General features: G+C 51.6%; 22 protein-coding genes. 16 read left to right on the top strand and 6 right to left on the bottom strand.

What is annotated here, in order from left to right; translation table 11 throughout:
* Positions 1 to 119: 119 nt before the first annotated feature.
* Positions 120 to 1,334 (bottom strand): pyridoxal phosphate-dependent aminotransferase, encoded by a 1,215-nt coding sequence (locus ACKQAD_RS03455; RefSeq protein WP_409158856.1) that lies wholly within the window; start codon positions 1,332 to 1,334, stop codon positions 120 to 122.
* Positions 1,335 to 1,835: 501 nt separating this feature from the next.
* Between ACKQAD_RS03455 and lrhA the strand changes: the two genes are divergently transcribed.
* The 15 genes from lrhA to elaB all read left to right on the top strand — a co-directional run bounded on the left by lrhA (position 1,836) and on the right by elaB (position 19,164).
* Positions 1,836 to 2,786 (top strand): transcriptional regulator LrhA, encoded by a 951-nt coding sequence (gene lrhA, locus ACKQAD_RS03450; protein WP_409158855.1) that lies wholly within the window; start codon positions 1,836 to 1,838, stop codon positions 2,784 to 2,786.
* 676 nt (positions 2,787 to 3,462) lie between these two features.
* Positions 3,463 to 3,903, top strand: a complete 441-nt coding sequence (locus ACKQAD_RS03445) for an NADH-quinone oxidoreductase subunit A (RefSeq protein ID WP_015840967.1) — start codon at positions 3,463 to 3,465, stop codon at positions 3,901 to 3,903.
* Positions 3,904 to 3,920: 17 nt separating this feature from the next.
* On the top strand, positions 3,921 to 4,595 hold the full coding sequence (locus ACKQAD_RS03440; RefSeq protein WP_409158854.1) for a NuoB/complex I 20 kDa subunit family protein: 675 nt from the start codon (positions 3,921 to 3,923) through the stop codon (positions 4,593 to 4,595).
* A gap of 98 nt (positions 4,596 to 4,693) precedes the next feature.
* Positions 4,694 to 6,493, top strand: coding sequence for an NADH-quinone oxidoreductase subunit C/D (gene nuoC, locus ACKQAD_RS03435; protein WP_409158853.1), 1,800 nt, complete (start codon positions 4,694 to 4,696; stop codon positions 6,491 to 6,493).
* A gap of 17 nt (positions 6,494 to 6,510) precedes the next feature.
* Positions 6,511 to 7,011: an NADH-quinone oxidoreductase subunit NuoE gene (nuoE, locus tag ACKQAD_RS03430; RefSeq protein ID WP_409158986.1), complete on the top strand. Its 501-nt coding sequence runs from the start codon at positions 6,511 to 6,513 to the stop codon at positions 7,009 to 7,011.
* A complete protein-coding gene (gene nuoF / locus ACKQAD_RS03425; RefSeq protein WP_409158852.1) occupies positions 7,008 to 8,357 on the top strand; it encodes an NADH-quinone oxidoreductase subunit NuoF in 1,350 nt (449 codons plus the stop codon). Before nuoE ends, nuoF begins: the two co-directional genes overlap by 4 nt.
* A gap of 187 nt (positions 8,358 to 8,544) precedes the next feature.
* Positions 8,545 to 11,271: an NADH-quinone oxidoreductase subunit NuoG gene (gene nuoG, locus ACKQAD_RS03420; RefSeq protein ID WP_409158851.1), complete on the top strand. Its 2,727-nt coding sequence runs from the start codon at positions 8,545 to 8,547 to the stop codon at positions 11,269 to 11,271.
* The gene (gene nuoH, locus ACKQAD_RS03415; RefSeq protein WP_409158850.1) at positions 11,268 to 12,242 is read left to right on the top strand and encodes an NADH-quinone oxidoreductase subunit NuoH; all 975 of its coding nucleotides are present in this window, start codon (positions 11,268 to 11,270) and stop codon (positions 12,240 to 12,242) included. Before nuoG ends, nuoH begins: the two co-directional genes overlap by 4 nt.
* 17 nt (positions 12,243 to 12,259) lie before the next feature.
* Positions 12,260 to 12,802 (top strand): NADH-quinone oxidoreductase subunit NuoI, encoded by a 543-nt coding sequence (nuoI, locus tag ACKQAD_RS03410; RefSeq protein ID WP_010278884.1) that lies wholly within the window; start codon positions 12,260 to 12,262, stop codon positions 12,800 to 12,802.
* Positions 12,803 to 12,811: 9 nt separating this feature from the next.
* A complete protein-coding gene (gene nuoJ / locus ACKQAD_RS03405) occupies positions 12,812 to 13,372 on the top strand; it encodes an NADH-quinone oxidoreductase subunit J (RefSeq protein WP_409158849.1) in 561 nt (186 codons plus the stop codon).
* Positions 13,369 to 13,671, top strand: coding sequence for an NADH-quinone oxidoreductase subunit NuoK (gene nuoK, locus ACKQAD_RS03400; RefSeq protein ID WP_409158848.1), 303 nt, complete (start codon positions 13,369 to 13,371; stop codon positions 13,669 to 13,671). Before nuoJ ends, nuoK begins: the two co-directional genes overlap by 4 nt.
* On the top strand, positions 13,668 to 15,515 hold the full coding sequence (gene nuoL / locus ACKQAD_RS03395) for an NADH-quinone oxidoreductase subunit L (RefSeq protein WP_409158847.1): 1,848 nt from the start codon (positions 13,668 to 13,670) through the stop codon (positions 15,513 to 15,515). Before nuoK ends, nuoL begins: the two co-directional genes overlap by 4 nt.
* A gap of 100 nt (positions 15,516 to 15,615) precedes the next feature.
* On the top strand, positions 15,616 to 17,151 hold the full coding sequence (gene nuoM, locus ACKQAD_RS03390; protein WP_409158846.1) for an NADH-quinone oxidoreductase subunit M: 1,536 nt from the start codon (positions 15,616 to 15,618) through the stop codon (positions 17,149 to 17,151).
* 6 nt (positions 17,152 to 17,157) lie between these two features.
* The gene (gene nuoN, locus ACKQAD_RS03385; protein WP_409158845.1) at positions 17,158 to 18,615 is read left to right on the top strand and encodes an NADH-quinone oxidoreductase subunit NuoN; all 1,458 of its coding nucleotides are present in this window, start codon (positions 17,158 to 17,160) and stop codon (positions 18,613 to 18,615) included.
* Between the two features lie 237 nt (positions 18,616 to 18,852).
* Positions 18,853 to 19,164 carry a stress response protein ElaB gene (gene elaB, locus ACKQAD_RS03380; protein WP_409158844.1) on the top strand — a complete coding sequence of 104 codons (312 nt, stop codon included), beginning with the start codon at positions 18,853 to 18,855 and terminating at the stop codon, positions 19,162 to 19,164.
* Between the two features lie 49 nt (positions 19,165 to 19,213).
* On the opposite strand, the gene treC is transcribed toward elaB, so the two are convergent.
* The 4 genes from treC to ACKQAD_RS03360 form a co-directional block, all read right to left on the bottom strand.
* Positions 19,214 to 20,905: an alpha,alpha-phosphotrehalase gene (treC, locus tag ACKQAD_RS03375; protein WP_409158843.1), complete on the bottom strand. Its 1,692-nt coding sequence runs from the start codon at positions 20,903 to 20,905 to the stop codon at positions 19,214 to 19,216.
* A gap of 29 nt (positions 20,906 to 20,934) precedes the next feature.
* Positions 20,935 to 22,353 carry a PTS trehalose transporter subunit IIBC gene (treB, locus tag ACKQAD_RS03370; RefSeq protein ID WP_409158842.1) on the bottom strand — a complete coding sequence of 473 codons (1,419 nt, stop codon included), beginning with the start codon at positions 22,351 to 22,353 and terminating at the stop codon, positions 20,935 to 20,937.
* Between the two features lie 568 nt (positions 22,354 to 22,921).
* Positions 22,922 to 23,467 carry a GNAT family N-acetyltransferase gene (locus tag ACKQAD_RS03365; RefSeq protein WP_320763115.1) on the bottom strand — a complete coding sequence of 182 codons (546 nt, stop codon included), beginning with the start codon at positions 23,465 to 23,467 and terminating at the stop codon, positions 22,922 to 22,924.
* A 14-nt stretch (positions 23,468 to 23,481) separates the two neighbouring features.
* Positions 23,482 to 24,378 (bottom strand): PhzF family phenazine biosynthesis protein, encoded by an 897-nt coding sequence (locus tag ACKQAD_RS03360; protein ID WP_409158841.1) that lies wholly within the window; start codon positions 24,376 to 24,378, stop codon positions 23,482 to 23,484.
* A gap of 117 nt (positions 24,379 to 24,495) precedes the next feature.
* On the opposite strand from ACKQAD_RS03360, the gene ACKQAD_RS03355 reads away from it, so the two are divergent.
* The gene (locus ACKQAD_RS03355) at positions 24,496 to 26,088 is read left to right on the top strand and encodes an ABC-F family ATPase (RefSeq protein ID WP_409158840.1); all 1,593 of its coding nucleotides are present in this window, start codon (positions 24,496 to 24,498) and stop codon (positions 26,086 to 26,088) included.
* Between the two features lie 115 nt (positions 26,089 to 26,203).
* Here ACKQAD_RS03355 and ACKQAD_RS03350 read toward each other — a convergent pair whose 3' ends face one another.
* On the bottom strand, positions 26,204 to 26,458 hold the full coding sequence (locus tag ACKQAD_RS03350) for a hypothetical protein (protein ID WP_409158839.1): 255 nt from the start codon (positions 26,456 to 26,458) through the stop codon (positions 26,204 to 26,206).
* Positions 26,459 to 26,472 lie beyond the last annotated feature (14 nt).

The following is a 26,472-nucleotide window of genomic DNA, read 5'->3' as shown; positions in this document are numbered from 1 at the left end:
TGAAATAGCGACAGTGTGGGTGTCTATTGTGAGCACTTGCCGGGTATTATGCAAACGAAGGTCAGGTCTTCGCCGGGCTATGATTGCCCGGCGAAGACAGGTGCGAAGGCTGGACTGGGTTATTGGTGATAGTGCCCGAGGAAACGCCCTAATTTGTGAATTGCCATGTCCAGTTCATCGATACGCGGTAGCGTGACGATGCGGACATGGTCTGGATAAGGCCAGTTAAATGCGGTTCCCTGAACCAGCAACACTTTTTCCTGCAACAGGAGATCCAGCACCAGTTTTTGGTCGTCGTGGATATTAAAGCGCTTGGCATCAATGCGTGGGAACATATACAGCGCGCCGCGTGGTTTTACGCACGATACGCCGGGGATCTGGTTGATCAGTTCCCAGGAGCGGTTGCGCTGCTCGTACAGACGTCCTCCGGGCTGAATAAATTCGCTGATGCTCTGATAGCCGCCCAGAGCCGTCTGAATTGCATGCTGCATGGGCACGTTAGCGCACAAACGCATGGAAGCCAGCATTTCCAGCCCTTCAATATACCCTTTGGCGTGTTTTTTCGGACCGTTCAGTACCATCCAGCCTTGACGGAAACCCGCGACACGATAAGTCTTGGAAAGGCCGTTGAACGTGACCGTCAGAAGGTCAGGGGCGAGTGCGGCAATAGAGTGATGCTGCGCATCGTCATACAGAATTTTGTCGTAAATTTCGTCGGCGAAAATGATCAGGTTATGCTCGCGCGCAATCGCCACGATATCTAACAGCAAGGCTTTGCTGTAGACCGCACCCGTTGGGTTGTTCGGGTTGATTATCACAATACCGCGAGTATTGGGTGTGATCTTTTTGCGTATATCATCCAGATCGGGGAACCAATCGGAAGACTCATCGCAGAGGTAGTGAACGGCATTGCCGTTAGACAAGGAAACTGCTGCGGTCCAGAGGGGATAGTCCGGCGCAGGAACCAGCATTTCATCGCCTGGGTTAAGCAGTGCCTGCATGGATTGTACGATGAGTTCGGACACACCGTTGCCAATATAGACATCTTCAACCGTAATATCGCGCATATCACGCGCCTGATAGTGCTGAACGATGGCTTTACGGGCGGAATAGAGGCCTTTGGAATCACTGTAGCCCTGTGCCGTGGGCAGGTTACGGATGACATCGACCAGAATTTCGTCCGGTGCCTCGAAGCCGAAAGGGGCAGGGTTGCCAATATTCAGCTTAAGGACTTTATTACCTTCTTCTTCAAGCCGCTTAGCTTCCTTTAAAACTGGGCCACGGATGTCATAACATACGTTCTCCAGTTTCTTGGATTTTTCAATCGGAGACATAAATAGTACGAACCTTCTGCAGAGTGAGCATATTCCCATACGGAATAGCATAACCTGCTTAATGTACTCCTCCTGTAGTACCTTTTGAAGAATGATTATCGCTTTTGCTGCAAATGATTGCGCATCTGCACTATATGGTTGTGTACTCGTTGGATGGTGCGATATGGTAGGGATGCGGACGGCTATTCAGGCTGCATTTTTTTAGCGCCAGAATAGGGTGACAGGGAAGGTTCGTTTATTTAAGTGTGAAGCGTATTTATTTCGCAGAATGAAATAAAGAGAAGGTGTCGTTGTTATTGAATGAAGGATTAAGACTGGTGAGTCATTTAATTAGTGATGTCTTACCAATGGAAAGGCGATAGGGGTAACGAAATATAAGTATTTTTTTGCCCTTATCGTGCGTCTGCGATAGTGTCTTTAAATGTATCGATCATTACCTGTACATGTAATAAAACACCAGGAATATTTTGTTAAAATTAAAATAGATAAGTGAAAAATCGTATGACCAGTGCAAATCGACCAGTACTTAATCTCGATCTTGATTTACTGAGGACGTTTGTTGCCGTTGCAGATTTAAATACATTTGCAGCGGCGGCGACTGCAGTCAATCGGACTCAATCGGCTGTCAGCCAGCAGATGCAGCGGTTGGAGCAACTCATCGGAAAGGAGCTTTTTGCCCGGCACGGGCGTAATAAATTGCTGACCGAACACGGCATTCAGTTTCTGGGCTATGCCAGAAAAATATTACAATTCAATGATGAAGCCTGTATTTCATTAATGTACAGCGATATTCAGGGGACGCTGACCATCGGGGCGTCTGACGATACCGCAGATACCATCCTTCCATATATTTTACATCGAGTGACATCGGTATTTCCTAAGCTCTCCGTTAATGTCAGCGTAAAGCGTAGCGCTGAAATGATGGAAATGCTGAATCAGGGGAAAATAGATCTGATTATTACTACAATGAATGGAGTGGTGTTTCCCCATGTGTTATTACGCAGCTCTCCGACACTATGGTACTGCGCGGCGGATTATCAATTTCGATCGCAGGAACCTGTACCCTTGGTTGTTTTGGATGAACCCAGTCCTTTCCGTGCCTTGGCTACGCAGCAACTGACGGCCGCAGGGATTCCCTGGAGAATCGCCTACGTGGCTTCAACGCTATCTGCTGTGCGAGCGGCGGTGAAGGCTGGCATGGGTATCACCGTGCGCTCGGTGGAAATGATGAGCTCGGAACTGCGGGTGTTGGGCGAAGAGGAAGGGTTACCGAGATTGCCTGAAACACGTTATTTCCTCTGCCAGAATCCTAACCAGGAGAATGAACTGGCGACGGCAATTTTCAATGTGATTGAATCAGGGAAGCCCTCCCACATTACGCCTGTCAGCATGCTAGTGAATAGCACGGATGAAAAGTTGTCTTCCGATCCGTCGATGAAGGACGCGATCTAATCGTAATGGTGTGTTAACTATCATTCGGGGAGGGTAGGGATACACCCCGAATGATGATGATTTATGACTAAGGTGTTAAACCTGCATCGGCAGCGTCTTATTGACCTGATTTCTTCAGCCCGCCCCCACTTTGCGTTTTCCATTCCACATCAATAGGCTAGGCGCGGCGAGATTAACCATTAATCTTTTTTATAAAACACCAGTTCTATTTTATTAAAATCATGTTATGGAAAATGGTATTTCACCTGTCTAGTACCATCTTGATTTTTTTACTAACTAAATTGGTAAAAATGTGTGCTGGATCAAAAAATACCCCTAATAACCATATGGGGGGAACAGGCATTCTCTGTGAAAATGGTATAGTGACACAGCAAACTTGCTTCCTGAGTTGCTGCGCGTTGGTTAACCGAAAAAAGGACTGACTCGATTTAGCTGCGGGTGAGAACACAAAATGTTAACAAAACAGCGTGCATGTAAAGTAATGTACTGTTATTTTTAGTAAGGTTGAAAAAAAGGTTACAAATTTAGGGGCTCAACCATACCAAGCAAGGCTTACCTGATACGTTTCCGTGCTTTATATGGTTATTAATCCTTCCTTTTAATCGATGTGGCGCATTAACTGCCAATAAATAGAGCAGAGATGTTACCCGCCACTTTTGATGAGTAAGCAAAGAGAATGTCAACAACTACTGAAATCCTCGCCCATCATTGGGCATTTGGGCTATTCCTTATCATCGCCGTAGGCCTTTGTGTCTTCATGCTGACTGGCGGGTTCTTGCTGGGGGGGAGAGCCAGAGCCAGGGCCAAAAACGTACCTTATGAATCCGGCATCGATTCAGTGGGTTCAGCGCGGTTACGTCTGTCTGCTAAATTTTATCTTGTCGCTATGTTCTTCGTGATCTTCGACGTTGAAGCCCTCTATCTCTACGCTTGGGCGGTGTCTATCAAAGAAAGCGGCTGGATTGGCTTCATTGAAGCAACCATTTTCATTTTGGTGCTGTTGGCTGGTTTGATTTATCTGGTACGCGTTGGGGCACTTGACTGGACCCCGGTACGTTCCAAGAGACAAGTCGTTAAATCAGACATCATCAACACTACCAACACTCATCCGCAGTAACAGCGAGGCATTTTAAGATGGACTATACGCTCACCCGCATAGAGCCGGACGGTGAGAATAACCGTTATCCCCTGCAACGTCAGGAGATCGTTTCCGACCCTCTGGAGCAACATGTTCACCGTAGTGTCTACATGGGCAAACTGGAACATGCATTACACGATACGGTAAATTGGGGACGTCAAAACTCCCTGTGGCCGTACAACTTCGGCCTTTCCTGTTGCTATGTAGAAATGGTGACGTCATTTACTGCCGTTCATGACGTGGCGCGTTTTGGTGCTGAGGTTTTGCGTGCGTCACCACGTCAGGCTGACTTTATGGTCGTTGCGGGAACCTGTTTTACCAAAATGGCCCCCGTCATTCAGCGTCTTTACGAGCAAATGCTGGAGCCTAAATGGGTTATCTCCATGGGCGCATGTGCTAACTCCGGCGGCATGTACGATATCTATTCCGTCGTTCAGGGTGTAGATAAATTCCTGCCTGTTGATGTGTATATTCCAGGTTGCCCTCCGCGTCCTGAAGCCTACATGCAAGCGCTGTTGCTACTGAAAGAATCCATCGGTAAAGAACGCCGCCCTCTGTCATGGGTGGTCGGTGAACAGGGCGTTTACCGTGCCAATATGCAATCTGAGCGTGAGCGCAAACGCGGCGAGCGAATCGCTGTGACTAACCTGCGTTCGCCTGATGAGATTTGACCTGTAGATGATAAACCCGGTGACCGTGTAATACCCCGATAATAGTGTGCGGTCATTATCAGATACAGAAATAGCACATTTAATGTGGTGACATATTTATGACAGATTTAACGACACACGATCTCGTTCAGCCAGGCTGGCAAACCCGCGATCACCTCGACGATCCGGTCATTGGCGAGCTGTGTAACCGTTTTGGACCAGATGCATTTACTGTACAAGCAACCCGCACAGGTATTCCCGTTGTGTGGGTCAAACGTGAGCAATTACTGGATGTTGTCGCATTCCTGAAAAAACAGCCGAAGCCTTATGTCATGCTGTTTGACCTGCACGGTATGGATGAGCGTTTGCGTACTCACCGTGAAGGTTTACCTGCTGCCGATTACTCCGTCTTTTATCACATCATTTCCATCGAGCGTAATCGCGACATCATGCTGAAAGTCGCGCTGGCCGAGAGCGATCTGCACGTACCGACCGTAACCAAACTGTTCCCAAATGCCAACTGGTATGAGCGTGAAACATGGGAAATGTTTGGTATTACGTTCAGTGGTCATCCGCACCTGACGCGCATCATGATGCCGCAAACGTGGGAAGGTCACCCGCTGCGTAAAGATTATCCGGCGCGTGCGACCGAATTCGATCCTTTCGTGCTGACCAAGCAGAAAGAAGATCTGGAAATGGAATCGCTGACGTTCAAACCGGAAGAGTGGGGCATGAAGCGCGGCACTGAAAATGAGGATTTCATGTTCCTCAACCTCGGTCCAAACCACCCATCTTCACACGGTGCTTTCCGTATTATCCTACAGTTGGATGGCGAAGAAATCGTCGACTGCGTGCCTGACGTGGGCTACCACCATCGCGGCGCGGAGAAAATGGGCGAACGCCAGTCCTGGCACAGCTACATCCCTTATACCGACCGTATTGAATACCTTGGCGGCTGCGTTAACGAAATGCCGTACGTACTTGCCGTCGAAAAACTGGCGGGTATTGAGGTGCCGGATCGCGTTAAAACGATTCGTGTGATGCTGTCTGAGCTGTTCCGCATTAATAGCCACTTGCTGTATATCAGTACCTATATTCAGGACGTCGGTGCGATGACACCGGTGTTCTTTGCATTTACTGACCGCCAGAAAATTTACGATTTGGTTGAAGCGATTACCGGCTTCCGTATGCACCCGGCTTGGTTCCGTATCGGCGGTGTGGCGCACGATCTGCCACGCGGTTGGGAGCGTCTGCTGCGTGAATTCCTCGACTGGATGCCAAGTCGTCTGGATACCTACGTTAAGGCTGCATTGCAGAACACCATTCTGAAAGGTCGTACCCAGGGCGTCGCTGCCTACAATGCGAAAGAAGCGTTGGATTGGGGCGTAACCGGTGCGGGTCTGCGTGCAACAGGTATCGGTTTTGACGTGCGCAAATGGCGTCCGTATTCCGGTTATGAAAATTTCGACTTTGAAGTGCCTGTTGGCGACGGCATCAGCGATTGCTATAGCCGCGTGATGCTGAAAGTTGAAGAGCTGCGTCAGAGCCTGCGTATTCTGGATCAGTGCCTCAAGAACATGCCGGAAGGGCCGTTCAAGGCGGATCACCCGCTGACGACGCCACCGCCAAAAGAGCGCACATTGCAGCATATCGATACGCTGATTAACCACTTCCTTCAGGTGTCCTGGGGACCGGTTATGCCTGCCAATGAATCATTCCAGATGGTTGAGGCCACGAAGGGTATCAACAGCTATTACCTCACCAGTGACGGCGGCACGATGAGCTACCGTACCCGTATTCGCACGCCGAGCTATGCGCATCTGCAACAGATTCCTTCTGTCATTCGCGGATGTCTGGTATCCGATCTGATCGTTTACCTCGGCAGCATTGATTTCGTTATGTCAGATGTGGACCGCTAATTATGCCTGATCACAACATGCCTGATAACAATATTTCTGATAACAATATTTTTGTGCTGAGCAACGCCGAGCGTGACGCCATTGAGCACGAAAAACATCACTATGAAGATGCGCGTGCTGCGTCAATTGAAGCACTGAAAATCGTGCAGAAAGAGCGCGGCTGGGTGCCGGATGGCGCGATCAACGCGATTGCCGATGTGTTGGGAATCCCTGCCAGCGACGTGGAAGGCGTAGCGACGTTCTATAGCCAGATTTACCGTCAGCCAGTTGGGCGCCACATCATTCGCTATTGCGACAGCGTTGTGTGCCATATCAATGGCTATCAGGGCGTTCAGGCTGCGCTGGAGCGTAAGCTCAGCATCAAACCGGGGCAGACGACGTTCGATGGACGTTTCACGCTGTTGCCGACCTGCTGTCTGGGGAACTGTGACAAGGGGCCGTCAATGATGATTGATGACGATACCCACAGCCATGTGACGCCGGAAGGAATTGAATCGTTATTGGAGCAGTATCAATGAGTAAAAACATTGTTCTGACTGCTGAGCAGCATCCTCTGACCTGGCGTTTACGCGCAGACAAACAGCCAGTATGGCTGGATGAATATCGCAGCAAAAATGGCTATGTCGCCGCGCAAAAAGCGTTAACCGGTATGGCGCAGGATGACGTGGTCTCACTGGTTAAAGACGCTGGCCTGAAAGGGCGTGGCGGCGCGGGCTTTTCGACAGGCTTGAAGTGGAGTCTGATGCCGAAAGACGAAAGCATGAACATCCGCTACCTGCTGTGCAATGCGGATGAGATGGAGCCGGGTACGTACAAAGACCGTCTGCTGATGGAGCAAGAGCCCCACCTGCTGGTTGAAGGTATGTTGATTAGCGCCTTTGCGCTGAAAGCCTACCGTGGCTACATCTTCCTGCGCGGCGAATACATCGAAGCGGCTGTCAACCTGCGTCGTGCCATCGAAGAAGCGAAAGCTGCGGGTCTGCTGGGCAAAAATATTCTGGGCAGCGGGTTTGATTTCGAGCTGTTCGTGCATACGGGCGCCGGACGTTATATCTGCGGTGAAGAAACCGCACTGATTAACTCGCTGGAAGGCCGTCGTGCCAACCCTCGCTCGAAACCGCCGTTCCCGGCGTCTGCGGGGGTGTGGGGTAAGCCGACCTGCGTCAACAACGTGGAAACGCTGTGTAACGTACCGGCGATTATCGAACACGGTGCGGCGTGGTATCAGGGGCTGTCTGCGGGTAAAAGTAAAGATGCAGGCACGAAACTGATGGGCTTCTCCGGTCGCGTCAACAATCCTGGCCTGTGGGAACTGCCATTCGGCACCACGGCGCGTGAGATTCTGGAAGACTACGCGGGCGGTATGCGCGATGGTCTGAAGCTGAAAGCCTGGCAGCCGGGTGGCGCAGGGACGGATTTCCTGACGGAAAGCCATCTCGATCTGCCAATGGATTTTGAGCACATTGCGAAAGCAGGTAGCCGTATGGGTACGGCGCTGGCGATGGCCGTCGATCACGAGATCAATATGGTTTCGCTGACGCGCAATCTGGAAGAGTTCTTCGCCCGTGAATCCTGCGGCTGGTGTACGCCGTGCCGTGATGGTCTGCCGTGGAGCGTGAAGATTCTGCGTGCGCTGGAGAAGGGCGAAGGCCAACCCGGCGATATCGAAACGCTGGAGCAGCTTTGCCGCTTCCTCGGACCGGGGAACACCTTCTGTGCGCATGCGCCGGGTGCGGTTGAACCGCTGCAAAGTGCCATCAAGTATTTCCGGGAAGAATTCGAAGCGGGTATCTCTAAACAGTATTTAGGCAATGTCAAAGCGATTGGCGGTATTCAGCCTAACCTGTTGAAAGAGCGCTGGTAAGCTATCGTTCAATACGTGCGAGATGCAGTGAATGTATCCGCAGGGTGGCGCAAATAAGCCACCCTCTATAAACCCAATAGATTTCAGGCGCAGGTAGCCAACGCATTTGCGGTTTGAAAGATGAGGGTATACAGAATTTTTGATTAGCGCTCGTGGCAACACGAGCCATTATGGAAGCATGCTGACTATGGCTACTATTCATGTAGACGGCAAAGAGTATGAAGTAAACGGAGCAGACAACCTTCTGGAAGCTTGCCTGACTCTGGGACTTGATATTCCTTACTTTTGCTGGCACCCCGCGCTCGGGAGCGTCGGATCCTGCCGCCTCTGCGCGGTAAAGCAGTATCAAAACGCGGAGGACACCCGTGGTCGTCTGGTGATGTCTTGTATGACACCTGCGGCACCGGGTACGTTCATCGCCATTGAAGATGAAGAAGCGAAACTATTCCGTAAGACGATAGTTGAGTTTCTGATGACCAACCACCCGCACGATTGCCCGGTGTGTGAGGAAGGCGGTAACTGTCATTTGCAGGATATGACAGTCATGACGGGGCAGAGCTTCCGTCGCTATCGCTTTACCAAGCGTACCCACCGCAATCAGGATCTCGGCCCATTCATTTCTCACGAAATGAACCGCTGTATCGCGTGCTATCGCTGCGTGCGTTACTACAAAGACTATGCGGATGGCAAAGATCTCGGCGTTTACGGCGCGCACGACAACGTCTATTTCGGTCGCCCGGAAGATGGCACGCTGGAAAGCGAATTCTCCGGTAACCTGGTTGAAGTGTGTCCTACTGGTGTATTTACCGATAAAACGCATTCCGAACGCTATAATCGTAAATGGGACATGCAGTTTGCACCGAGCATCTGCCAACAGTGCAGCATCGGCTGTAATACCAGTCCCGGTGAGCGTTATGGCGAACTGCGCCGTATCGAAAACCGCTTTAACGGTAGCGTAAACCACTATTTCCTGTGTGACCGCGGCCGCTTTGGCTACGGTTACGTCAATCAGAAAGACCGTCCGAATCAGCCGCAGCAGCGTCGTGGCGATGACTGGATCGCCCTGAATGCCGAACAGGCACTGCAAGGCGCGGCGGACGTGCTGCGTCAGGCGAAGAAAACCATCGGTATCGGTTCGCCGCGTGCCAGCATTGAAAGCAACTTTGCCTTGCGTGAGCTGGTCGGTGCAGAAAACTTCTACACCGGTATTGCGCAGGAAGAACAAAATCGTCTGCAATTGATTCTGAAAGTGCTGCGCGAAAGCGGGGTGAGAACGCCGGCGCTGCGTGAAATCGAAGGCTACGATGCCGTTCTGATTCTGGGTGAAGACCTGACGCAGACAGGGGCGCGTATCGCACTGGCTGTTCGTCAGGCCGTTAAAGGTAAAGCCCGTGAAATGGCGGCAGCACAGAAAGTGGCTGACTGGCAGATCGCGGCGATCATGAACATTGGCCAACACGCCAAACATCCATTGTTTGTCACCAACGTAGACAGCACCCGTCTCGACGATATTGCGGCATGGAACTACCGTGCGCCAGTTGCCGATCAGGCGCGTCTTGGTTTTGCCGTTGCACACGGTCTGGATAGCAGCGCACCGGCTGTTACCGATCTTGCCGCAGGCCTTGACCAGAAAGTCGATATCATCGTACAGGCGCTGGCTGGTGCGAAAAAACCACTCATCATTTCGGGTACTAACGCCGGTAGTGAGGAAGTGATCTCCGCGGCGGCAAACGTTGCCAAAGCGCTGAAAAATCGCGGTTCTGACGTTGGTATCACCTTTGTTGCTCCTGCTGCCAACAGCATCGGGTTGTCAATCATGGGCGGCGGTTCGCTGGATGATGCGCTGGCGCAATTGGAAAGCGGCGAAGCCGACAGCGTGGTGGTACTGGAGAACGATCTCTACCGTCATGCACCGATCGCTCGGGTTGATGCGGCGCTGGAAAAAGCTAAGAACCTGATTGTGGTCGATCATCAGCGTACTCGCATCATGGACAAGGCCAGCATCATTCTGTCCGCAGCCAGTTTTGCTGAAAGCGACGGTACGCTGGTGAATCAGGAAGGCCGTGCTCAGCGTTTCTTCCAAGTCTATGACCCAACGTACTACAACGACAAGGTTATAATGCTGGAAAGCTGGCGCTGGCTGCACTCGTTGTATATCACTTATAACAGCCGCCAGGTTGACTGGACGCAGTTGGATAACGTGATTGACGCGTGTGCTGCTGCACTGCCGCAGCTTGCCGCGATCAAAGACGCCGCGCCGGACGCCTCGTTCCGTATCCGTGGTCAGAAACTGTCGCGTTCACCGATTCGCTCCAGTGGTCGTACTGCGATGCGCGCTAACCTCAGCGTGCATGAGCCGCGTCAGCCTGTCGATAAAGACACCATGTTTGCCTTCTCAATGGAAGGGAACAACAGTCCGACAGCCAATCGTCAGCAGATTCCGTTTGCCTGGGCGCCAGGCTGGAACTCACCGCAAGCCTGGAACAAATTCCAGGATGAAGTGGGTGGACATCTGCGTCATGGCGATCCGGGCGTTCGTCTGATCGAAGCCGGTGAAGGTTCACTGGCGTATTTCGACAACATTCCTGCGGCTTTCGTCCCACAGGCTGGCCAATGGCGAGTTGCGCCGTACTATCACTTGTTTGGCAGTGATGAAATGTCACAGCGTTCCGACGTGATTCAACAGCGTATGCCAGATCCTTACGTGATGGTGAACCCGGCTGATGCTGCGACGCTGGGTGTGAACGCGGGGGCGTTGCTGGAGTTGACCTGTGCAGGACAAACGCTACGTCTGCCACTGCGCTTAAGTGCGGAATTGAGTCAGGGACAGGTTGGTTTACCGCTGGGCTTGCCGGGTATTGCGCCGGTACTGGCGGGTGCAACCGTTGAAAATCTGCGGGAGGCCGCACAATGAGTTGGTTAACACCGGAATTAACCGAGATTCTGATTTCCATCGGAAAAGCGATCGTGATTCTGCTGGTTGTGGTGACCTGTGGCGCATTCATGAGTATGGGTGAACGCCGACTGCTCGCGCTCTTCCAGGGACGTTATGGGCCGAACCGGGTAGGTTGGGGCGGGTCATTACAGCTTGTCGCGGATATGATCAAAATGTTCTTCAAAGAAGACTGGGTGCCGAATTTTACCGATAAGGTGATCTTCACGCTGGCGCCGATGATCGCGTTTACGTCAATGTTGATTGCTTTTGCGATTGTGCCGATCACGCCAACCTGGGGTGTTGCTGATCTGAATATCGGGATCCTGTTCTTCCTGATGATGGCGGGGCTGGCCGTTTACGCGGTGCTGTTTGCTGGCTGGGCGAGTAACAACAAATACTCACTGCTGGGTGCGGTACGTGCTTCCGCTCAGACCGTGAGCTATGAAGTGTTCATCGGCCTGTCGCTGATGGGGGTTGTCGCGCAGGCGGGCTCCTTCAACATGCGCGACATTGTCGATTCTCAGGAACACCTGTGGAACGTTATCCCGCAGTTCTTCGGCTTTATTACGTTTGCCATCGCAGGCGTGGCGGTGTGTCACCGTCACCCGTTTGACCAGCCTGAAGCTGAGCAGGAAATTGCCGATGGTTACCACATTGAATATTCCGGTATGAAATTCGGTCTGTTCTTTGTCGGGGAATATATCGGGATCGTTACGGTTTCTGCGCTGATGGTGACGCTGTTCTTCGGCGGCTGGCATGGTCCAATCCTGCCTCCGTTTGTCTGGTTTGCGCTGAAAACAGGCTTTTTCATGATGATGTTCATCCTGATTCGTGCTTCGTTACCCCGTCCGCGTTATGACCAGGTGATGGCTTTCGGTTGGAAAGTCTGTCTGCCGATAACGCTTTTGAATCTGCTGGCAACAGCGGCCGTCATTTTGTACAACGCTTAAGAAGGGGTGAATAAACCATGACATTGAAAGAGTTAGTGGTTGGTTTCGGCACCCAGATACGCAGTATCTGTATGGTGGGTTCGAATGCTTTCAAGAAGCGCGAAACCAGAATGTATCCCGAAGAGCCTGTGAATCCACCGCCGCGCTACCGTGGTCGTATCGTGCTGACGCGCGATCCCGATGGTGAAGAGCGTTGCGTTGCCTGCAACCTGTGTGCGGTGGCCTGTCCGGTCGGCTGTATCTCATTGCAGAAAGCGGAAACCAAAGATGGTCGCTGGTATCCCGAGTTCTTCCGCGTCAACTTCTCACGCTGCATTTTCTGTGGCTTCTGCGAAGAAGCATGCCCGACCACGGCTATCCAACTGACACCGGATTTCGAGATGGGCGATTACAAACGTCAGGATCTGGTGTACGAGAAAGAAGATCTGCTGATATCGGGGCCGGGTAAATATCCGGAATACAATTTCTACCGGATGGCTGGTATGGCAATTGATGGGAAAGATAAAGGCGAAGCGGAAAACGAAGCCAAACCCATTGATGTCAAAGGCCTGTTGCCCTAAGGAGCTAGCATGGAATTCGCTTTTTATACCACAGGCTTGATTGCGATACTGGCGACATTGCGCGTCATTACGCATACCAATCCTGTGCATGCATTGTTGTATATGGTCACCTCGCTTATGGCGATTGCGGGCGTCTTTTTCTCGCTGGGGGCTAATTTTGCCGGCGCGCTGAGCATCATTGTGTATGCGGGGGCCATCATGGTGCTGTTTGTGTTCGTTGTCATGATGCTCAACCTCGGCAACTCCGTGGAAGAACAAGAGCGGAATTGGCTGAAACCTAGCGCTTGGGTAGGACCAGGTATTCTTTCTCTGGTACTGCTGGTAATTGTCGTCAATGCGATCCTCAGCCTGAAAGAGCAGGGGATCACTGGCACGCCTGTCGAGGCGAAAGCCGTGGGCATCAGCCTATTCGGGCCTTATGTTCTGGCCGTTGAATTAGCGTCAATGCTGCTGCTGGCGGGATTGGTGGTCGCTTTCCACATTGGTCGTGAAGATAAACGTGGTGACGTTGTCAGTAAAGAAGGCGCGAACCAGGATGTTGAGAAGACAATAACGGGGGAACGCGCATGATTCCGTTACAACATGGATTGATTTTAGCCGCTGTCTTGTTTGTTCTGGGGCTGACTGGTCTATTGATTCGTCGTAACCTGCTGTTTATGTTGATCAGTCTCGAAATTATGATCAACGCTGCCGCGCTGGCGTTTGTTGTCGCGGGCAGTTACTGGCAGCAGCCGGATGGCCAGGTGATGTACATTCTGGCGATTACGCTGGCAGCAGCTGAGGCCAGTATTGGTCTGGCGCTGTTGTTGCAGATGTATCGTCGTCGTCAGACCCTGAATATTGATACAGTCAGTGAGATGCGCGGATGAACTTACTCTATTTAACAATACTCTTCCCGTTGCTCGGCTTTCTGTTGCTGGCATTTTCCCGCGGTCGCTGGTCGGAAAATACGTCCGCGACGGTCGGTGTTGGCTCGATTGGTCTGGCAGCGTTGGTTACCGCTTGGGTTGTGGTCGATTTCATGGGCCAACAGCACGGCGGCGTCACCTTCTTTAATCAGCACCTGTGGACATGGATGGCCGTTGGCAACTTCGACATCAGCGTAACGCTAACGCTCGATGGCCTTTCGGTGACGATGCTGTCAGTAGTGACAGGTGTCGGCTTCTTTATTCACCTGTTTGCCTCCTGGTATATGCGTGGGGAAGAGGGATATTCCCGCTTCTTCGCCTACACCAACCTGTTTATCGCGAGTATGGTCGTTCTGGTACTGGCCGATAACCTGTTGCTGATGTATCTCGGTTGGGAAGGGGTAGGGCTATGTAGTTACCTGCTGATCGGTTTCTACTACACCAATCCGAAGAACGGTGCGGCAGCGATGAAAGCCTTCATCGTTACGCGTGTGGGTGACGTCTTCCTCGCCTTTGCATTGTTCATCCTTTATAAAGAACTGGGCACGCTTAACTTCCGCGAGCTGATGGTATTAGCACCGCAGAAACTGGCTGAAGGCTCACCGGAAATTACGTGGGCGACGCTGATGTTGCTGGGTGGTGCGGTCGGTAAATCTGCACAGTTGCCGCTGCAAACCTGGCTGGCGGATGCGATGGCCGGCCCAACGCCAGTCTCTGCACTGATCCATGCCGCGACGATGGTTACTGCGGGTGTTTACCTGATTGCACGTACCAATGGTCTGTTCCTGATGGCCCCAGATGTTCTGCATCTGGTCGGTATTGTGGGAGCGGTAACGCTGGTGCTGGCAGGCTTTGCCGCGCTGGTGCAAACCGACATCAAGCGCGTACTGGCCTATTCCACCATGAGCCAGATTGGTTACATGTTCCTGGCGCTGGGTGTTCAGGCATGGGATGCCGCAATTTTCCATCTGATGACGCATGCGTTCTTTAAAGCGCTGCTATTCCTCTCTTCTGGTTCGGTCATTCTGGCCTGCCACCACGAGCAGAACATTTTCAAAATGGGCGGTCTGCGTAAAACGATTCCGCTGGTTTATATCTGCTTCCTGGTCGGGGGCGCGGCGCTGGCTGCACTGCCACTGGTTACCGCGGGCTTCTTCAGTAAAGACGAGATTCTGGCTGGCGCATGGGCCAATGGTCACATCAATCTGATGGTGGCTGGATTGGCTGGTGCCTTCATGACCTCACTGTATACGTTCCGTATGATTTTCATTGTGTTCCACGGTGAAGAGAAAACCAAAGCGCATGCAGGAAAAGGCATTTCTCACCATTTACCGCTGGTTGTGCTGATGGTTCTGTCCACCTTTATTGGTGCGATGATTGTTCCGCCGTTGCATGGTGTGCTGCCCGCAACGACAGAGCTTGAACACGGTCAGTTGATGACGCTGGAAATTACCTCTGGCGTCGTGGCGATTGCCGGTATTCTGCTTGCTGCTGTGCTGTGGCTGGGCAAACGTCAGGCGGTGAGCAGCATCGCGAAGAGTGCACCGGGTCGTTTCTTCTCGACCTGGTGGTTCCACGCGTGGGGCTTTGACTGGTTGTACGACCATGTCTTTGTTAAACCGTATCTGGCTATCGCGAAGCTGTTGCAGCGTGATCCGTTAAATGGGCTGATGACCATCCCGGCTACGATTACCCGCTGGGGTAACCGAGGGCTGGCGCTCAGTGCGAATGGTCAATTGCGCTGGTACGTTGCCTCTATGGGCTTCGGTGCTGTACTGGTACTGGCTTTGTTGCTGCTGGTGTAAGGCCGTATCCGGTAACGTATGAAGGGCAGGGCATTCCACAGACAGGAATGCCCGCCACGGCAAGTTTTCAGATTTCTTTAATTTAGGGACACAAAACGCCATGCTACTACCTTGGCTAATTCTTCTCCCCTTTATCGGCGGTCTGCTGTGCTGGCAGTTAGAGCGTTTTGGTACGAAAGTGCCGCGCTGGATAGCGTTGATTGCAATGGGGCTGACACTCGCACTGTCTCTGCAACTGTGGTTGCAAGGCGGTTACTCACTGACGTCGCCGACAGGCGTACCACAATGGCAATCCGAGTTTTATGTGCCGTGGATCCCACGCTTCGGCATCGGCGTCCATCTTGCGCTGGACGGCCTGTCGCTGCTGATGGTGGTGCTGACGGGGTTGCTGGGCGTGCTGGCAATCCTTTGTTCCTGGAATGAAATTCAGCGTTATCAGGGCTTCTTCCACCTGAACCTGCTGTGGATTCTGGGCGGTGTTATTGGCGTGTTCCTGGCCATCGACATGTTCCTGTTTTTCTTCTTCTGGGAAATGATGCTGGTACCGATGTACTTCCTGATTGCACTGTGGGGGCATAAAGGCTCTGACGGTAAAACCAGAATTACGGCGGCGACCAAGTTCTTCATTTATACCCAGGCAAGCGGCCTGATCATGTTGATTGCGATTCTGGCGCTGGTCTTTGTGCATCACAATGCTACCGGTGTCTGGACGTTCAACTATGACGACCTGCTGAAAACGCCGATGTCGTATGGTGTTGAATATCTGCTGATGCTGGGCTTCTTCATCGCGTTTGCGGTAAAAATGCCTGTTGTACCGTTGCACGGTTGGCTGCCGGATGCACACAGTCAGGCCCCAACTGCGGGTTCTGTTGACCTGGCGGGGATCCTGTTGAAAACGGCGGCCTACGGTCTGCTGCGTTTCAGCTTGCCGCTGTTCCCGAACGCCTCACATGCGTTTGCACCGATTGCCATGTGGCTGGGTGTGATTGGTATCTTCTACGGTGCCTGGCTGGCGTTCAAACAGACGGATATCAAACGCCTGATTGCTTACACCTCTGTGTCCCACATGGGCTTCGTGATGATTGCCATCTATTCTGGTAATCAACTGGCTTATCAGGGCGCGGTGATTCAGATGATTGCGCACGGCTTGTCTGCTGCGGGTCTATTTATTCTGTGTGGTCAACTGTATGAACGTCTGCATACCCGTGACATGCGTGAAATGGGCGGCCTGTGGTCGCGTCTGAAGTTCCTGCCTGCGCTGTCTCTGTTCTTTGCGGTCGCGACATTGGGGATGCCGGGTACAGGTAACTTTGTTGGCGAATTCATGATTCTGTTCGGCAGCTATCAGGTTGTGCCGGTGATCACGGTGATCTCAACCTTCGGTCTGGTGTTTGCGTCCGTCTACTCACTGATTATGATGCAGCGTGCTTACTACGGTGCGCCTAAATCTGATGAGCTATTGAAGAGTATGTCGATTCGCGAATTGTCTATCGTGATGCTGTTGGTGGTATTACTGGTGTTGTTAGGGGTATACCCGCAACCGATTCTGGATACCTCCAGTGCCGCGATGTCAAATATCCAGCAGTGGTTTATGTCGTCTGCTCCAGATTCAATTATTTCAACAACAAGGCCGTAATTCGCCATGACAATAACTCTTCAACAACTAATTGCGCTATCGCCGCTGTTGATCGTCGGATTGACGGTAGTGGTTGTGATGCTGTGCATTGCGTGGCGACGCAACCATTTTGTCAACGCAACCATGACGGTTATCGGCCTGAATATTGCGTTGCTGTCACTGTACTTTGTCGGCCAGGTTGGTCCAACGGACGTGACGCCGCTGCTGCGTGTTGATGGCTTCTCGATGTTCTATTCCGGGCTGGTTCTGCTTGCCAGTCTGGCAACCAGTACGTTTGCCTATCCGTGGCTGCAAGGCTACCCAGACAACCGCGATGAGTTCTACCTGCTGGTTCTGATTGCTGCGCTGGGTGGAATCCTGCTGTCGAGTGCCAACCATCTGGCGTCGTTGTTCATCGGGATTGAACTGCTTTCCCTTCCGCTGTTTGGTCTGGTGGGGTATGCCTTCCGTCAGAAACGCTCGCTGGAAGCCAGTATTAAATACATGCTGCTGTCGGCGGCAGCGTCCTCCTTCCTGCTGTTTGGCATGGCGCTGATTTATGCTGAATCAGGCGATATGAGCTTTGCCAGCCTCGGTAAGAGCCTGAGCGATCACCAAATCCATGAGCCGTTGCTGCTGGCAGGTCTGGGGATGATGATTGTCGGTCTGGGCTTCAAGCTGTCTCTGGTTCCGTTCCAACTGTGGACGCCTGATGTCTATCAGGGGGCGCCTGCGCCTGTGTCTACGTTTCTGGCGACGGCCGGTAAAATTGCCGTTTTCGGTGCAGTCATGCGTTTGTTCCTGTATGCGCCGATGGCTGAGAGCGAGTCCGTCAGAATCGTGCTGGGTGTCATCGCATTCGCATCGATCTTGTTCGGTAACGTGATGGCGGTATCGCAAACCAACATCAAACGTCTGCTCGGTTACTCTTCCATCGCGCATCTGGGTTACTTGCTGGTTGCTCTGATTGCGGTGCAGAGCCATCAACTGGCGCTGGAAACCGTCGGCGTTTATCTGGTGGGTTACCTGTTCAGCAGCCTGGGGGCGTTCGGCGTGGTTAGTCTGATGTCCAGCCCGTACCGTGGTCCGGATGCCGATTCACTGTTTTCTTACCGTGGTCTGTTCTGGCATAAACCGATTCTGTCTGCGGTAATGACGGTGATGATGCTGTCACTGGCGGGTATCCCGATGACGCTGGGCTTCTTCGGTAAATTCTACGTGCTGGCTGTCGGTGTTAATGCTGAACTGTGGTGGTTGACTGGTGCGGTGGTACTGGGTAGTGCTATTGGTCTGTATTACTACCTGCGTGTGATGGTCAGCTTGTACCTGACTGCGCCTCAGCAATTACAGCGTGATACGCCAAACAACTGGGCTTTAACCGCGGGTGGTGTGGTCGTACTGATCTCCTCCATCGCAGTGCTGTTCTTTGGTTTGTACCCACAGCCGCTTATCTCTTTGGTGCAATTGGCGCAGCCAATGCTGTAACCACCGCCGAGAGTCGGGTTGAGTCATGAAACGCCGTTGATGAGAATCAACGGCGTTTTTTTATCAGCAAAATAACTCTTTTTCTGGGCAGTGGGATAGCAAGTAACGTACGTTTTAGGAATGATCTGGTCTGCTGAAGCCGTAGAAGTCAGGAAAAATTGTCTATAGTTAAGAAGGCAATGATTAACTCATGGTTTTTCATAATCAATGACTTTTCATAACAGAAGGAAGCACTTTATGGCGACAACCAAAAAACAGCCTGAAGAAATTCGTGTCGATGATGATTTAAAACTTCTGTCTGAAACGCTGGATGAAGTACTGCGCTACACAGGGGATCAGGCCGATCAGGCCTATCTTGATTTGAAAAAAGGAGCAGAGAAAGCGCTGCTGGAAGTTAAAGCCCGTATTGGTGTTACAGATAGCTACTATGCGCGTGCAAAACAGGTAGCCGATAAAGCCGATCTTTATGTGCATGACAAACCCTGGCATGGTATCGGTATCGGTGCCACCGTCGGTCTGGTGTTGGGATTACTGCTGGCTAAGCGCTAATTTCTGCCAATCATGTAGCGGGATGCCCCGCTACATCCTCCTCTATCCTCTATTCTTGGATCTTATCTTCTTTCTCCGGCATGCCTTGTACCCAATATATGGCTTCAAACGGACGTAGCGCCAGTATTTCGGGTTGAGGCTGTGCATCAGAGTAATTGCTGAATAGCAGTCGCCAGCGGCGATCGTGGAGGTCAATAGGAGGCTGCCAGCGCAGAGACTGTTTACTGAGGTTTGCCAGAACCAGAAGCCGTTGTCCCTTCCAGATACGCTGATAACACCAGATGCTGGGATGATCTGGCATTAAATCCTGATAGTCTCCGTGTGTCAGCAGCGGCAGCGCTTTGCGCATAGCGATAAGCTGTTGGTAGGTGTAGAAGACGGATGATTTATCCGCCAGTGCCTGTCGCGCGTTGATCTGGGCAAAGTTTTGGCACGGTGCGATCCACGGCGTAGCGGTCGTGAATCCAGCATGGTGACTGGCATCCCATTGCATCGGTGTACGGCCGTTATCGCGTGATTTGCTGGCGAGGATCGCTAAGATTTGTGCATCTGGCTGACCCCGATCGCGCTGTTCAGCAAATTGATTCAGGCTTTCAATATCCCGGTATTGTTCAATCTGCGTATAGCCGGGATTGGTCATACCCAGTTCTTCGCCCTGATAGATATAGGGCGTGCCCTGCATGCCGTGAAGCACCATCGCCAGCATCTTGGCGGATTGCACGCGGAATTCGCCGTCATCCCCGAAACGCGACACGATGCGTGGCTGATCGTGATTACACCAGAACAGCGCATTCCAGGCATGGTTGTGCATCCCCTGCTGCCAGTGATTAAAAATCTGCTTGAGCTGGATAAAATCAGGTTCCGCCAGTGTCCATTTTTCCCCATTCGGATAATCGACTTTCAGGTGATGGAAATTGAACGTCATGGAGAGTTCACTACCGTCCAGTGCGGCGTAGCAGCGACAGTGCTCCAGCGAGGTCGAGGACATCTCACCGACCGTCATCAAGTCGCGCGGCTGAAAAACATCCCGACTAAATTCCTGCAAGTAATCATGAATCAGGGGGCCATCGGTATAGAAACGGCGTCCATCGCCCTGAGCGTCTGACGGGAAATCCTGCTGTTTGGAAACCAGATTGATGACATCCAGTCGCAGTCCATCCACGCCTTTATCCGCCCAAAACTCACAGACCTGTTTTAACTCATCCCGCACGCGCGGGTGTTCCCAGTTCAGATCGGCCTGTTCAGTGGCGAAAAGATGCAGATAGTATTGTTTGCTTTCTTCGTGCCACTGCCATGCCGGGCCGCCAAATTTTGAACGCCAGTTATTAGGTAGCGCCCCGTCATGACCTTCACGCCAGATATAAAAATGACGATACGGGCTGCGGCGATCCTGTGCGTTCTGGAACCAGTGGTGTTGCGTAGAAGTGTGGTTGAATACCATGTCCATGACGACACGAATGCGGCGTCGATGCGCTTCTACGATCAACGTTTCCATATCGGCCATCGTGCCGTAGGTTGGGTCGATGGCGCAGTAGTCGGCGACGTCATAGCCGTTATCAACCTGAGGCGAAAGATAAACCGGCGTCAGCCAGATCGCATCAACGCCCAACTGTTGCAGGTAATCGAGTCGGGTGGTGATGCCTGCGATGTCGCCAATGCCATTTCCGGTACTGTCCTGAAAGCTCTTCGGGTAGATTTGATAAATTACGCCGTTTTGCCACCAGGGAAGTGAGGTAGTCATGAACAATCCTCCTAATCTATGTGTGGTCCCTATGCGGGATCCAGCGTGCCATTGCGGCTCTTGCGTTTATAGACCAGCGACGTCAATACTATCGGAATGACGGTGGCAACCAGCATGGCGAGCGCGAAAATCCCCCAAAATTGTGGCTTGATGGAGAGAATGCCCGGCAATCCACCGACACCGATGCCATTTGCTGTCACACCGTACAGGCCGCAAATGAGCGCGGCGGCGGCGGAACCAATCATGGCGCACAGCATCGGAAAGCGGTATTTCAGGTTGATACCGTACATGGCCGGCTCGGTCACGCCCAGAAAGGCGGAAATGGCGGCGGGAACAGAAATTTCACGCTCGTTGGCTTTCCGGCTGACGAGAATCACCCCAACGACTGCTGCCGCCTGGGCAATGTTTGACAGCGCGATGAGTGGCCAGACCGGCGTGCCTCCTATACTCTGAATCATCTGCATATCAATCGCTAACGTTGTTTGGTGCACGCCGGTGATGACCAGCGGCGCATACAGGAACCCAAACAGCGCGGCACCAATGGGGGCAAAGCTGCCCGTCATTACGGCTTTAACGGCCCAGGCGACGCCATCGCCAATCATACGACCAAACGGACCAATCAAGGTATGTGCCAGGAAAACAGCCAGAATGAGTGACGTTACAGGCACGACCACCAGATAGAGGTAATCCGGCACGATTTTTTTCAGCCGTGTCTCAATCAGGGCCAGCGCCATCCCGGCTAAGACGGAAGGGATAACCTGTGCCTGATAGCCAATCTTCTCAATCGTGAACCAGACAAAATTCCAGACCTCGGGCGTTTGCTGTCCGATGAGATAAGCGTTCATTAACTGCGGCGATACCAGCGTGATACCGAGTACGATGCCGAGTATCGGCGTGCCGCCCATTTTGCGTACGGTTGACCAGCAGACCGCGACGGGGAGATAGAAGAAGATGGCTTCGCCCAGCAGCCAGAGGAAATCGTAGACGGTTTGCCAGGTCGGGTAGAGTTGTACCAGCGTTTGCCCGTCGCGCATCGGGATATCGCCGATAACGTTACGTGCGCCGAGGATCAAGCCTCCGCTGATAAGTGCGGGAAGCAGTGGAAAAAAGATCTCGGCAAAATGTGAAATGCTGCGCTCGAACCAGCTCATATTTTGACGAGCGGCGACTTTAGCCTCTTCCTTATTGATTTCGCCTTTTCCCGTCGTGGCGAGCAGTGCGTTGTAATACTCATCCACATCGGTGCCGATCACGACCTGAAATTGTCCGGCATTCGTGAAGCACCCTTTGACAATCCGCAACTCTTCAATGTTTTTGGGATGGGCTTTGGATGCATCGTGCAAAACGAAGCGGAGGCGAGTGATGCAATGCGTGACAGCCGCGATATTCTCACGTCCGCCGACCAGTTCGATCAGACGATCAATATCCTGTTGTTTTACTTTACTCATAGTCAGTCCTTTTATCTTTTAGCGCAGACGTCGGGGACGCGAAGCAAGTACAGAAAAGCATAGTCTGTTAATGATGGTTTTGCTGTGAAAGGAAAACGCATTGAGCTATTTTTAAAAGAGAATGTTCAGGCATTCGCTGTGCTGCACAAATCTATGACGTGCAGGTAGACAAAAGAGAAAGGGGGATGAATGAAACCTGTAGAAGCGGCAGAAAAACAAAAGCCGCCTATGAGAAGGCGGCTTCAGAGATTGTTTATATCACAATCAGAACGGGCTGATTATTGACCCAATACGTTCACAGTAACTGACATAAACATCTCCCATTCTTTTAAAGAATTTGCTGATTTTACGCATCGTTTTCATTAGCAGTCTCCTCTAATGGGTTAGTTAAGTGTGATATTCATCACGTTTTTGATGGTAGCGAAGATGAAATTGGATTTCAACATTTTTGTGATGTTAGTCACAAAAATATAACGAGGTGGCAAATGAAATACGTCGTGAAGAGAAAAAATCTGATGCGTAGCGGGAAAGGCAGCGCATCAGGTGATGGAGGGTATGTGGGGTAATATCAGGCAGGATAGCGATAAATATTGTGATCGAACCACGTCTCGCCAATCTGCTCAGCATCTTTCTCCGTATGGTGAAAGCGAAAACCAAGTCGTTGAGCGACAGCGTTGCTACGCGTGTTGGCGGTTGACGCTCTGATGACACTGCGTTCAACGAGGCTCGCATCGGTATAAGCCGTTATCAGCGTGCTGACAGCCTGAGAAACGATGCCTTTGCCTTCAAAGGCTTCGGCGATCCAATAACCGATGACGCCTTCTTTATCCTGAATCGTGTTGAAGGAGACAATGCCCGCCAGAGCGTCGTCCCAGCGTATAACGTACACGGCGGCTGTTTTGTCGAAGAATGCCTTTCTGTTGGCGCGAATGGTTTCACGCGTGTCATCGACGGTTTTGACGGAATCTGGCCACGGTAACGTCCGCCGCAAGCGTACTTTTTCCTGCTGAATCAGGGAAAAGAGCGCGTCGGCGTCGTTCTCTTCTTGTATCGTCAGACGCAAGTGGGGCAGAGGTTTTAATTCGTATAGCGCATCTACAGATAACGTTTCCATAAACTCTCTCCCTGTTAACGCTGCAATGTGCCGTCAACGATCGTGACGCTGTGCCCGCCGATCCACGGTTCATCGTTCAGATAAGTGACGGTAACACGGCCATCGCGTTGCAGCATTGTGCCTTGTCGCGCAAGGTAGCTGAGTGGCGCAGTGACAGTATTTGTAGAGTGCTGTTGGCGAAGTAATGCCGCCAGACAGGCGTTGGCGCTGCCCGTCACGGGATCTTCTTTGAGATAGCCACGTTCAATATAAAACGCGCGAACTTCGTAATCGGCCGGTGTCCCGTTATCGTGCGGGCCATAGATGGCGATGCCGTTGGTCTGACTGAGGTTTTGCACGGCGGAGAGCGCTTCTGCATCCGGTATAGTGTTCAGGCAGGTGTCAGCACTGTCTACCCGAATCACAAGCCAGCGAATGCCCATGTGTACCGCGGCTGGCGGGTAGCGTTTATCGATACAGGCCGAACCAACGCCAGTAATGCCCAGCGTTTTTTCCAGCAGCGGCGTGTGTTCGTCGCTGAACGGAACGATGGTAGCTTGCGGCGCGTGAAAAGCCAGACTTCCATCATCATTGATATTGATCGGTACTAAGCCAACACCACATTGTTGCACTAGCTGACCCGGCGATTTAGGACGCAATCCTTCTTCCAGCAAAGCATGTGCGGTGCCTAGCGTAGGGTGTCCGGCAAAGGGCATTTCTGATTCTGGCGTAAAAATACGTACGTTGTAATCCGCCAGAGGATCGGTGGCAGACAGGACAAACGTGGTTTCCGACAGGTTTGTCCAACGCGCGATATCCTGCATTTGCGCGTCGGTCAGCCCATTTGCCTCCATAATGACAGCAAGTGGATTGCCCTTAAAAGGCTGCTGGGTGAAAACGTCGACCTGCTTGAAACGACGTACTATAGGCATCGCATTTCTCTCCTGTATGCGCTATCGCTTAAATATTACTCAAAACTAACCGCGACCCTATCGCGCGCTTGTGGCATAATGCGCGCCAAATCACATTCCGACTCGAGTATAAGTGCTGTGTTAAGTACCAACAATATCACCATGCAGTTCGGCAGCAAGCCGTTGTTTGAAAACATTTCCGTTAAATTTGGCGGCGGTAACCGTTACGGTTTGATTGGCGCGAATGGCTGCGGTAAATCCACATTCATGAAGATTCTCGGCGGCGATCTGGTGCCGAGCGGCGGTAACGTCTTCCTCGATCCTAATGAACGTTTGGGTAAACTGCGTCAGGATCAGTTTGCTTTTGAAAAATACAGCGTGCTGGATACCGTTATCATGGGCCACGGTGAGCTGTGGGCGGTAAAAGAAGAGCGCGACCGTATCTATTCATTGGCTGAAATGAGCGAAGCCGACGGCTATAAAGTTGCCGATCTGGAAGTGCAATACGGTGAGATGGATGGCTACAGCGCAGAATCACGTGCCGGTGAATTGTTACTGGGCGTGGGGATTCCCGTTGAGCAGCACTATGGCTTGATGAGTGAAATTGCTCCTGGTTGGAAACTGCGTGTCCTGTTGGCGCAGGCGCTGTTTGCCGATCCCGATATCCTGCTGCTCGACGAACCGACCAACAACCTGGATATTGATACGATCCGCTGGCTGGAACAGGTGCTGAACGAGCGTAATAGCACCATGGTCATTATTTCGCATGACCGTCACTTCCTGAATATGGTCTGTACGCACATGGCGGATCTGGACTACGGCGAACTGCGTATTTATCCCGGTAACTACGATGAATACATGACGGCCGCGACGCAGGCTCGTGAGCGTCTACTGGCCGATAATGCCAAGAAGAAGGCGCAAATTTCCGAACTGCAATCGTTCGTTAGCCGCTTTAGCGCCAACGCTTCTAAATCCAAACAGGCGACATCACGCGCGCGCCAGATTGATAAAATCCAGTTGGATGAAGTAAAAGCGTCCAGCCGTCAAAACCCGTTTATCCGTTTCGATCAGGATAAAAAACTGTTCCGTAATGCGCTGGAAGTGGAAGCGTTGAGCAAAGGTTTTGACAATGGTCCGCTTTTCAACAAGCTGAACCTGATGGTCGAAGTCGGTGAGAAAGTTGCTATTTTGGGTACCAACGGTATCGGTAAAACGACGCTGTTAAAAACGCTGGTCGGCGATCTTCAGCCAGACAGCGGTACGGTAAAGTGGTCTGAAAACGCAAAAATTGGCTACTATGCGCAGGATCATGAGTACGAATTCGACGAGACGCTGACCGTTTTTGACTGGATGAGCCAGTGGAAACAGGAAAAAGATGACGAGCAAGCCGTACGCAGCGTACTGGGTCGTTTGCTGTTCAGCCAGGATGACATCAAGAAGAAAGTGAAGGTGTTATCCGGTGGTGAAAAAGGCCGCATGCTGTTCGGTAAACTGATGATGCAGCGACCTAACATTCTGGTCATGGATGAACCGACCAACCACTTGGATATGGAATCTATCGAATCGCTGAATATGGCGCTGGATATGTATGAAGGGACGCTGCTGTTCGTTTCTCATGATCGTGAGTTTGTTAGCTCGCTGGCGACCCGTGTTCTGGAAATTACGCCGAATAAAGTGATCGATTTCACCGGTAACTATGAAGATTACCTGCGCAGCCAGGGTATTCAATAATTCCTATACCGATCTTCAGGCCTAAATCATGGCCTGAAGATCGGCTATTTTCCTTTCTTTCGTTCTCTCTATGCTCTGTTTATTTCTTTTCGCCTATGCCATTTGACGTAAACATTCACCGATCCTGCCTGTATTTGTTACCCAAATTAACGAACTTTAATAAACGCTGCTTTTTTTTCTTACTTGTTAAAAAAACAAAGCGGGATGTACCGTAACCCTCTGAAATAAAATAGCGATATGGTTTTTCGGCATGATTTTCAGTTTGCACAAAAGAAAACAGTTTGTTAATCCCTGTCGTTATTTTGCTGTATTCAAATTCAGCCCATTCATTTACGTTTTCTCCTCGTTGCCAAATAAAAATAATTATCATTTAATTTATTTTAT

It is taken from the genome of Pectobacterium artocarpous (genome assembly GCF_046159765.1).
In the GTDB taxonomy this organism is placed as follows: domain Bacteria; phylum Pseudomonadota; class Gammaproteobacteria; order Enterobacterales; family Enterobacteriaceae; genus Pectobacterium.
The sequence above is the reverse complement of the archived record's forward strand: the minus strand, read 5'-3'. Positions and strand labels throughout refer to the sequence as shown.